Origin of the sequence: Xenorhabdus sp. PR6a (assembly GCF_028599065.1) — a bacterium.
Lineage (GTDB): Bacteria > Pseudomonadota > Gammaproteobacteria > Enterobacterales > Enterobacteriaceae > Xenorhabdus > Xenorhabdus doucetiae.
The window spans coordinates 1-9,121 of sequence record NZ_JAQRFJ010000089.1 but is presented as its reverse complement, the minus strand read 5'-3'; the positions used below and the strand labels follow the sequence as shown (position 1 = coordinate 9,121).

Below are 9,121 nucleotides of genomic sequence, written 5' to 3'. Positions count from 1 at the left end.
CCCGAAGGGTGAGGCCGCAGGCCGAATAATCCTGCACGACCCACCATCTAAACTCTTATCTCAAACATTCCTTAGATAACGCTTTAATTCAATCGTTAGAGTAATAACTTAATAAGTTGATTACTGGTTTCACATTTTTTCTTTATCGTTTTTAAAATCTTTAAAATACCTAAAGACTTTTTTCTTTAAATTCGTTATCTTGTTTAGTATGCAAAACAACAAGGGGCAAGATGGCCTATTTACCTTATGATTTCACATGTGTTGTATTGCTATACTAAACATTGTTTATGGTAAGGATAAGAAAGTATGGATTTTTTCAACATTCATAACATATTAGTACACATACCATTAGGAACAGGCGGCTATAACCTTTCGTATATTGAAGCGATAGGCACAATAGCGGGTTTGTTATGTATCTGGCTTGCTAGCCAGGAGAAAATCATTAATTATCTATTTGGATTAATTAATGTCTCACTATTCGCTGTCATCTTTTTTCAAATTCAACTCTACGCTAGCCTCATTCTGCAAATCTTTTTCTTCGCCGCCAATATCTATGGTTGGTATGCATGGAGCCGAGTCGATGAGCAAAAACAAATAGAGCTTAAAATTCGTTGGCTCAGCCTTAAACAGATGGCTATGGTTGCCGCGATTTCTATCTTTGCCATATGGGTGATGACATTTAACATTGATCAAATATTTGGTTATATGGCAAAAGAGGCCGTGTTTGTTTTGCAGAGAGTGGGCTTTAATATTACCCTGCCTGCTTTACAGCCCGATGCTTTCCCGTTTTGGGATTCTGTGATGACGGTATTATCCATAGTGGCAATGATATTGATGACGCGTAAGCACGTAGAAAACTGGCTGATTTGGATCATCATCAATGTAATCAGTGTCGTGATTTATTATCATCAAGGTGTTCTGGCGATGTCGCTGCAATATATTATCTTGATGGGGATTGCACTGAATGGAGCCCGTTTGTGGATCAAAGCCGCTAAACATAATGGGCTAGACACAACGGATAGTGATCAGAAGAAAATGTAAACTAAAACTGATAATAGACCATAGATAATTAACCTGTCTATGGTCTATTATTTTCTATTTTACCGCTAAATATTCTTTTCTTATTAGTCCATTTCTCTGAATTCACTTCATTTTTATGTTAAACGGTATTTTCTATAAACAACTATCTTATTTTTACACACAAAGATTATTTACAGCACAACGCCTAACAGTTAGATTGAGATCACAAAATTATTTTCAAATAACTGTAAACACATTAGGTGAAAGGATCATGAATTACCAGAATGACGATATAAGAATAAGAAAAATAACAGAATTATTGCCACCAGTTGCATTACTCGAAAAATTTCCGGCGACAGAAGATAGTGCTACTACTGTTCGTAAGGCACGTAAATCTATTCATAATATTTTAATTGGTGAAGATGATCGTCTATTGGTAGTCATTGGCCCATGTTCAATTCATGATCCACAAGCGGCATTAGAATATGCCGGGCGCTTGAATAAATTACGTGAAGAGCTACAAGCAGATTTGGAAATCGTCATGCGGGTTTATTTTGAAAAACCTCGCACAACTATAGGCTGGAAAGGGCTGATTAATGATCCAAACATGGATTGCAGTTTTGATATCAACGATGGATTGCGTACTGCCCGCAAGCTATTGCTTGATATCAACAATATGGGGCTACCTGCGGCAGGTGAATTCCTGGATATGATTTCCCCCCAGTATTTGGCAGATCTCATGAGCTGGGGCGCAATAGGCGCACGCACAACAGAATCTCAGGTTCATCGCGAATTGGCCTCCGGCCTGTCTTGCCCGGTGGGTTTCAAAAACGGCACGGATGGAACCATCAAAGTTGCGATTGATGCGATTAGTTCAGCCAGCTCATCGCACTGTTTCTTATCTGTCACGAAATGGGGCCATTCTGCAATTGTTAATACTACCGGTAATCAGGATTGCCATATTATTCTGCGTGGCGGCAAAGAACCTAATTATAGCGCCAAACATGTCAGTGCAGTTAAAGAAGGGCTGGAAAAAGCAGGCTTGGCTCCCCGTGTAATGATTGATTTCAGTCATGCAAACAGCGCGAAGCAGTTCAAAAGACAGATGGATGTCGGCGTGGATGTCTGTGGTCAGATTGCAGGCGGTGAAAATGCCATCATCGGTGTGATGGTTGAAAGCCATCTGGTTGAAGGGAATCAAAATCTGGAGAGTGGTGAGCCTTTGGTTTATGGCCAGAGTGTGACAGACGGTTGTATTGGTTGGGAAGATACAGAAACATTACTGCGCCAGTTGTCTCAGGCTGTCCAGAGTCGCAGAAGCTGATTTATCGTCAAGACGTGATAAAAAAAGCCGGAAATTAATCCGGCTTTTTAACACACTTTTCTTTTTGACTTCTGCGATCCTTAAGGATTACTTCGCCTTACCCTGATTAGCAACGGCTGCTGCTTTTGCCGCGATTTCATCAGCATTGCCCAGATAGTAGTGTTTGACAGGTTTCATGTTTTCATCAAACTCATAAACCAGTGGGACAGCCGTTGGAATATTCAGCTCAAGAATTTCTTCTTCGCTCATATTATCCAGATACTTTACCAAGGCACGCAGGGAGTTACCGTGAGCGGCAATAATGACTTTTTCACCTTTTGCGACGCGTGGTTTGATAACTTCTTCCCAATAAGGCACAACACGCTCAATCGTTGTCGCGAGGCTTTCCGTTGCCGGAAGTTCTTCGGGTTTCAGGTTTGCGTAACGAGGATCGTGGCCTGGGTAACGCTCATCATCTTTGGTCAAATCAGGAGGTGTAATCGCGAAGCCACGGCGCCACAATTTAACTTGATCATCACCATATTTAGCGGCGGTTTCTGCTTTATCCAGACCTTGCAATGCGCCATAGTGACGTTCATTCAGTTTCCAGCTTTTCTCAACGGGCAGCCATTGCTGATCAACTTGGTCCAGAATGTTCCACAAAGTGTGGATGGCACGTTTTAAAACGGAAGTGTAGGCGAAATCAAAAGCAAAACCTTCTTCTTTCAACAGTTGGCCGGCTTGTTGTGCTTCAGAGCGGCCTTTGTCAGACAATTCAACGTCAGTCCAGCCAGTAAAACGGTTCTCTTTGTTCCACTCGCTCTCTCCGTGCCTTACAAGAACCAGTTTAGTTACAGCCATAGCTTAAACTCCTATCAGTACTTTTTAATACAAAATGAAAAGATCGCTGCGGGCATTATATGGCGCGACAGACCAAAACGGCAAACAATAGTCTCGTATCTTCTGTTTTAAATCATGTTTGGTGATAATTACGGCGGTTACCTATCTGGAAGGGTTGAGGGGATAGCAGGGAGTTTATGATCTGAATTGTCTTCCAATAAATAGAGGGAGACAATTCAGATTAAATGGAATTCAGTTTAGTGCATGACCACTGATTTTATTGGATAGGTGAAAAATAGCAGGTGCATCAGATTGAGTGAAAAATGGAAAGCTACCGCGACCCATAAACGACCACTCCACAACCATGTCAGACCATAAATTAACCCTGCCAGTGTAGCGAAAATCATCAGTAAACCACCGCCGGCAAAATGGGCTGCACCAAAAAGCAGGGAAGTCATGATAAGCGCTAAGTAAGGATTCATCCATTGGCTTAACTTTTGCTGAATATAACCACGAAACAGCGCTTCTTCGGCCAAAGAAACAAAAAACAGATTAGCGATAACAAAAGCAGGGAACCAATCAGGTAAATGGAGTTCAACGGACAATCCACCCAATGCTGTCGCAAGCCCTAATAGTGCTGGAATGGCTGCGATCAACAACGCCCATCCGTGAGGCGGTGCCTCAACCAACGGTTTTCGGGTGAACAAAGTCGGCATACAGAAGATTAGGATGAAGGGCAGCAACGCCTTGTCAAAGTTGAAATACATTGAAAAAGGCGCACTGAGCGGGCCGACCTGCACTTTATCCAGATATTTGAGATTATGAAATCCTGGAATGTAATGGATAAACAGCAAAATACCACCAGTGAGCAATAACAACTCCGTGATGACTTTGAGAGCGTTGTTTTTTTGGCAATAAATGTGTGCCACACCTAAAAGCGTCATCACTGACAGCGTGATTATAGCCGGATAAGTCAGTACGTGAGTGCTGATCCCTGCAATGATAGCGAAAAGTGCAATGAAAAAAGCAATTTTCTGGCGACTCACTAAAAGTGCCAATGAAACGGCAAGAAATGCCCAAGCCATATAATTCCCTGTTATCTTTGAAAAAACCAATGAAATAGTCTAAAAATAGGCGGTGATTTTATAGTAATGGTTAAAAAATTCAAAAATAATAACAAAAATATCAAAAAAATATTCCCCTCTATCACAAGGGGAATCGCAATAAGGTTGTGGATAAGAAGATTACAGCGATTTTAAGGCAACGCTCTCGGTTTCATACCGATAAATATCACCGTCAGGAATAAATCGCAGGCGATGAGTAATGCACTCTGGTGCATCTTCCTGATGATGAGAAACAAACAGAAGCTGCGTGTCACCATGAGAAATCATGATATCAATGAAACGCAGGACTAACTGGCGGTTTAGGGGATCAAGCCCTTGCAAGGGTTCATCCAGAATCAATAAAGCGGGATGTTTCACCAGCGCGCGGGCAATCAAAACCAGTCGTTGCTGCCCCCATGACAAACTATGCAAGGGGCTAATTGCCGTTGCGCCAGATAACCCCAATAAATCCAGCCATATAATTTTCAGTGACGGTAGCCGTAAGATACGGGTGTCACTTAAACGGAAATTCGCCTGCGTTATTTGCAACTCAGACATTCTTCTTCCTTTTTAAGCAACGTTAACCAAAGGATCACCAGAAATAAGCGGAATAATGTGCAATGTCAATGTGTCGCTGTAGTCTTTATCACACTGAGCCCCAATTTTACCGGACTAAATAACGCTCTTTTATCAACATCTCCTTTCAATCTAAGTTTTACTCCCTTAAAATCGCTTCATATATCCGATATTAGTTTTTATTACACAACTTATAAATATTATAATTGATTTTTTAAAGTATACCCTTTAATAATTAAGCCATCATTTTAATAAATGAGGAAATTTAATTATGTTGAATCCAAATCAAAATACAGTAACTCAGCAACAAAAGGTAACAATATCAATGGATGATGGTACACAGTTCCCTAATAATGCAACCCTTATCAGCGGTCAGAATTTAAAATTAAATATTACAATATCGGGCGGGACAAAAGATTTTAAACCTAAAGATGTTATAACTATCACTTCAAAGAGTCATTGGATTGAATTCACTACAAGCCCAGTAATTACTATAGATCCTAGTCTTAAATCTGCTACAGCTACTGTTTTTGTTAAAATTAGTGCAGATGCGAAGTTTATAGGTAAAACTGAAAACTTCACTGTAAAAACAACAAACACCGGCTATAATGACCAAGTTTTCAATTACAAAATTTCAGATATAGATGTAAATACTTTGATATTAACTTCAGATAAAATTTATATCGAAACACCTACAGGTGAAAACTTACCTGCTTTAAATAATCCTAATAGAGTATTAATATCAACAACCGTAAAAGATACCTCAAATAAAGTAATCACTAATTTAAGTATTAATATATCGGTAAACGATCAAACTAGTTTATCAAAAGTCAAATTGATGGATATCAAAGGTAATGACTTACCCGTTAGTGTTGATGGGTTTTCAGGATATCAGTATGTTAATTTAACCACAGATTCGAAAGGTAACCTGCAATTTTATGTATTTCCTCAAGAATCGAAGTCGCTCTTATTAAAGTTACATAGCTCGATAGATGGTTTTTTAACCAAATATGCATCCAAAGATCCCCTGTTTATTTTAGATGCATCGAGTGCCCTATTTAATGCACATCCGGGTGCTCCTGAAATATTACAACTCGATGGTGATGTTTTAACACCCGTAGAAAATGAAACAAGTTTTAATGTAAAAATTCCACAATATCCTCAAGCTAAAGATACAGATTATATTTTGTTTACTGTTAATGGTAAAGTATTAGACACCTATACTCAAGTTTCAAATGTAGCGAATTTAGGTACTTATGCTTATCAGTTACCCTATTCAGCATTGCCAATGTCCGATAAAGAAAGTACCTTTGGTTATATTCTCGCAAGAGAAGATATGAAGATCTTATATTCTTACACGATTGGTTTTAAATATGAGTGGGGTTCAAGAGGGCCGGATGTAAATGAAAGGACTTTGTTATATCCTGTGATATATTCTAGTCATGGACTTAATCCAGATGATATCATACCCATGAATGATATAATTAATTACACTACAATTAGTCAATATATGTTTAATGGGGGAACTGCTCTCTATGTGGAAGTTGAGGCTGATTCTAATAATAAAATTAAAGTCAATCCCAGAGATACCATTACTATTCAATTGACGGTTAATTCATCTAACAGGGGGAAATTAAACGTTAAGTTTCCACTTCAGTTAGCTGCGGCATCCGCAGGTCAAACTACGTCAAAAGGACATATCGAGATTCCTGGCGATATACTTAGGGATCTTGGTGGCGCTAGTGAGTACGGTGGATCAGCCACGCTATATATCGATTATTTCAAAGGGACTGAAGGTACTGGACATTATAGTAAAAAATGGCAGGCGTATGTAGATACTGTCCTGCCAGGAGAAATAAATTAAATATTTAAATTATTAATTTGTATTTAATCAAAGTGACGATATTTTATAATTTTAAATATGGTTACTTTTATCTCAACTATTCTAAATAGGATATATATGATAACCATGGCTAATAATTCATTAAGTCTTCCTTCATATCCACAAGCAGTAAATGGGAAAATTGATATAAATGCCCAAAAATCTCAAGGAACTGTTTATATAGTAATGTTAATTCCATATTATTTTACTGAAACTAAAGGTGATAAAATTGTAGGTTACTTAAAAGATAGTATTACTGGTAATATTATAACTTCAATTCCTAAAATACTTAATGAAAATCCAGATAAATTTGTTGAAATTCTTTTTTCTATAGATGATTTTTCAGAAGATCGTACCTATCATGGATATTACATTGTAACTAAATCATTATCAGGTAATGAAGCAAAATCTGATATTTCAGATGTAACTATGATATTTTACGGAGAATCTGAACCTAAAGTTCATCAAGTTGTAACTGTTCCACAAGCTACTAGCGAAAATGGTACTTTATTAACAAAAGATGATTATTATAGGTTAGACGAATTAGAAATAATTGTACCTGTGTATGATGGTATGACACTAGGGCAAAATGTTCAAGTTTTGTGGCAAGGTCAGAAAGGTTCTTTTTTACCCCAATATTCAACAAATATCCAAGAAGTAACCGAAATTAACCCTTTAACATTCTATATTCCTAGAATGCAATTTCTCGATTCTATTGGTAGTACGGCACGAATTTGGTTTAAAATTAATAATACAGATGGTAATTATACCTCTGTACAATACTCAGAGTTTTTCTTTTTAACGATTGAAAAGCAAAGACTCAACTTACCAGCACCAAAACTTTTTTATCGAGGTGATGGTACAATTCATGTAATTATTAAATATGAAGGTATGGCTCCTCCCGATTCAGTAGAAATAAGGGCTGTTGGGAAATCTCAAACACAGTCTAATTATAAACCCGTAGATGATCCACAACAAATGGGTGTAAAGCTTCCAGAAGATTGGGTAAACGAAAATAGAGGATCAATAGTGTTAATTGATTATGCAGTCGGAAGTATGAATCCAGGAGTGAGATATGATTTTTCCCGAATACTAAGGCGAGTTTTATAAAAGTTATTAGTGAAATCAATTTGTTTGTATTCATCGTAATTCAAACTGCATTTATTATCTCCCCCGCCGTGGGAAGATAATAAGTTTCCTTTATTTTGCAAAATGTAATTTGAAGTTTATAGGATATATAATTTATGAAAACATTTATAAACAAAATAAGTTTTACGCTAAAAATTATAATGTGTATATTATTCTTTATCGGTAATGCCAATTCAGATACTGGAGAAAATATTGCGGAAAAATTAACTCAAAGATACCTTGATAACCAAACTGACTGTGGGGATGATGGACTTCCAATATTCTTATGTTCTGGAATATTAATCAGGGGAACTGTTGCTTCAGACGCATATCATTCATGGAATCCAAGCCCCACGTCAGAAAGAAGAGGGAGTGTTTCATTTTCTTATCTAAGATCCGATATTAAAGTTGTTCAGTTAGAAGTTGATCACCATAATGGCTACATTTTTTCTCCTTATCTTGAAATTCTGAACAATCCTGAAAAAATAAATCCCGAAATCCTTTGTTATTTTCCTATTGATGGAGGTACGGATGCCAGAAATAATAAAGGGTGTGGTTCTTATTCGGGGTATCCCGATTTAGGATCTTGTCAACAACAAAACATCACTACGGCACAACAATGGGTTGATAATTATGTAAATATCAACCATCGTGATCGTAATGCTCAATGTGGCTTCGATGTAACCGGTGAAGGTAGTGCGGATATATTTATGCAAGGCATTAAAGTGAGTTCACTTATTGACTTACCTTTGAATAATGAATTGGTTTTAGGTATTTGGGAACAAAATATTCCCAATAAATTGCCCATTGAAGCCTTTTTTTATCAAAATAATGGATTACAAGATGCCCAATATGACCAAAGAGACTTTTATCAGTCTACGGGCATAATAATACCTATCGTAAAAATGGCATTTCCTTTATCACCTGGTGAAAAAATAACTTTCACTTACAGAGAAGAGGATCAACTTAAGTTTAATTAAACTAGCCAACATTACTCTTCAGGTTAGTACGTTAATGGGATATCCCATTAACGTACTATTGAGCCAGCTACTCTCTTATCAACTCTTCACGATATTCTTTAGAGGTCTGAAAAGCGCAGGACTCCCTTTGACTGGATTATATCCAAAATATTAATTTTTTATTACACAACTTATAAATTTTATAATTGATTTTTAAAACATACCCTTTAATAATTAAACTATTATTTTAATAAATGAGGATATTTAATTATGTTTAATTCAAATAAAAATACAGTAAATCAGAAACAAA

Annotated in this window: 7 protein-coding genes and 1 pseudogene; 5 read left to right on the top strand and 3 right to left on the bottom strand. The window is 37.2% G+C overall.

The window, feature by feature from the left end:
- Nucleotides 1–306 precede the first annotated feature (306 nt).
- Together pnuC and aroG are read left to right on the top strand one after the other, a co-directional pair.
- Nucleotides 307–1,041 (top strand): nicotinamide riboside transporter PnuC, encoded by a 735-nt coding sequence (gene pnuC, locus PSI15_RS16335; RefSeq protein ID WP_273584455.1) that lies wholly within the window; start codon nucleotides 307–309, stop codon nucleotides 1,039–1,041.
- Nucleotides 1,042–1,291: 250 nt separating this feature from the next.
- Nucleotides 1,292–2,344 carry a 3-deoxy-7-phosphoheptulonate synthase AroG gene (gene aroG / locus PSI15_RS16330; RefSeq protein ID WP_273584454.1) on the top strand — a complete coding sequence of 351 codons (1,053 nt, stop codon included), beginning with the start codon at nucleotides 1,292–1,294 and terminating at the stop codon, nucleotides 2,342–2,344.
- 87 nt (nucleotides 2,345–2,431) lie between these two features.
- Here aroG and gpmA read toward each other — a convergent pair whose 3' ends face one another.
- From gpmA to PSI15_RS16315, 3 genes and pseudogenes are all read right to left on the bottom strand, one after another.
- Nucleotides 2,432–3,184, bottom strand: coding sequence for a 2,3-diphosphoglycerate-dependent phosphoglycerate mutase (gene gpmA / locus PSI15_RS16325; RefSeq protein WP_273584453.1), 753 nt, complete (start codon nucleotides 3,182–3,184; stop codon nucleotides 2,432–2,434).
- A 236-nt stretch (nucleotides 3,185–3,420) separates the two neighbouring features.
- The gene (locus PSI15_RS16320) at nucleotides 3,421–4,248 is read right to left on the bottom strand and encodes a CPBP family intramembrane glutamic endopeptidase (RefSeq protein ID WP_273584452.1); all 828 of its coding nucleotides are present in this window, start codon (nucleotides 4,246–4,248) and stop codon (nucleotides 3,421–3,423) included.
- Between the two features lie 159 nt (nucleotides 4,249–4,407).
- Nucleotides 4,408–4,743: pseudogene (locus tag PSI15_RS16315) on the bottom strand (ATP-binding cassette domain-containing protein); the annotation flags it as partial.
- A gap of 370 nt (nucleotides 4,744–5,113) precedes the next feature.
- On the opposite strand from PSI15_RS16315, the gene PSI15_RS16310 reads away from it, so the two are divergent.
- The 3 genes from PSI15_RS16310 (at nucleotide 5,114) to PSI15_RS16300 (ending at nucleotide 8,832) form a co-directional block, all read left to right on the top strand.
- Nucleotides 5,114–6,706, top strand: a complete 1,593-nt coding sequence (locus PSI15_RS16310; protein ID WP_273584451.1) for a hypothetical protein — start codon at nucleotides 5,114–5,116, stop codon at nucleotides 6,704–6,706.
- 105 nt (nucleotides 6,707–6,811) lie between these two features.
- Nucleotides 6,812–7,834: a hypothetical protein gene (locus PSI15_RS16305; protein ID WP_273584450.1), complete on the top strand. Its 1,023-nt coding sequence runs from the start codon at nucleotides 6,812–6,814 to the stop codon at nucleotides 7,832–7,834.
- A 134-nt stretch (nucleotides 7,835–7,968) separates the two neighbouring features.
- Nucleotides 7,969–8,832: an N-acyl homoserine lactonase gene (locus PSI15_RS16300; protein WP_273584449.1), complete on the top strand. Its 864-nt coding sequence runs from the start codon at nucleotides 7,969–7,971 to the stop codon at nucleotides 8,830–8,832.
- Nucleotides 8,833–9,121: the final 289 nt, after the last annotated feature.

Excerpts from the sequence above, each read along its gene's own strand:
- PSI15_RS16320 (WP_273584452.1), bottom strand. The coding sequence starts at position 4,248 with ATGGCTTGGGCATTTCTTGCCGTTTCATTGGCACTTTTAGTGAGTCGC.
- gpmA (WP_273584453.1), bottom strand. The coding sequence starts at position 3,184 with ATGGCTGTAACTAAACTGGTTCTTGTAAGGCACGGAGAGAGCGAGTGG.
- pnuC (WP_273584455.1), top strand. The coding sequence starts at position 307 with ATGGATTTTTTCAACATTCATAACATATTAGTACACATACCATTAGGA.
- PSI15_RS16310 (WP_273584451.1), top strand. The coding sequence starts at position 5,114 with ATGTTGAATCCAAATCAAAATACAGTAACTCAGCAACAAAAGGTAACA.
- PSI15_RS16305 (WP_273584450.1), top strand. The coding sequence starts at position 6,812 with ATGGCTAATAATTCATTAAGTCTTCCTTCATATCCACAAGCAGTAAAT.
- PSI15_RS16300 (WP_273584449.1), top strand. The coding sequence starts at position 7,969 with ATGAAAACATTTATAAACAAAATAAGTTTTACGCTAAAAATTATAATG.
- aroG (WP_273584454.1), top strand. The coding sequence starts at position 1,292 with ATGAATTACCAGAATGACGATATAAGAATAAGAAAAATAACAGAATTA.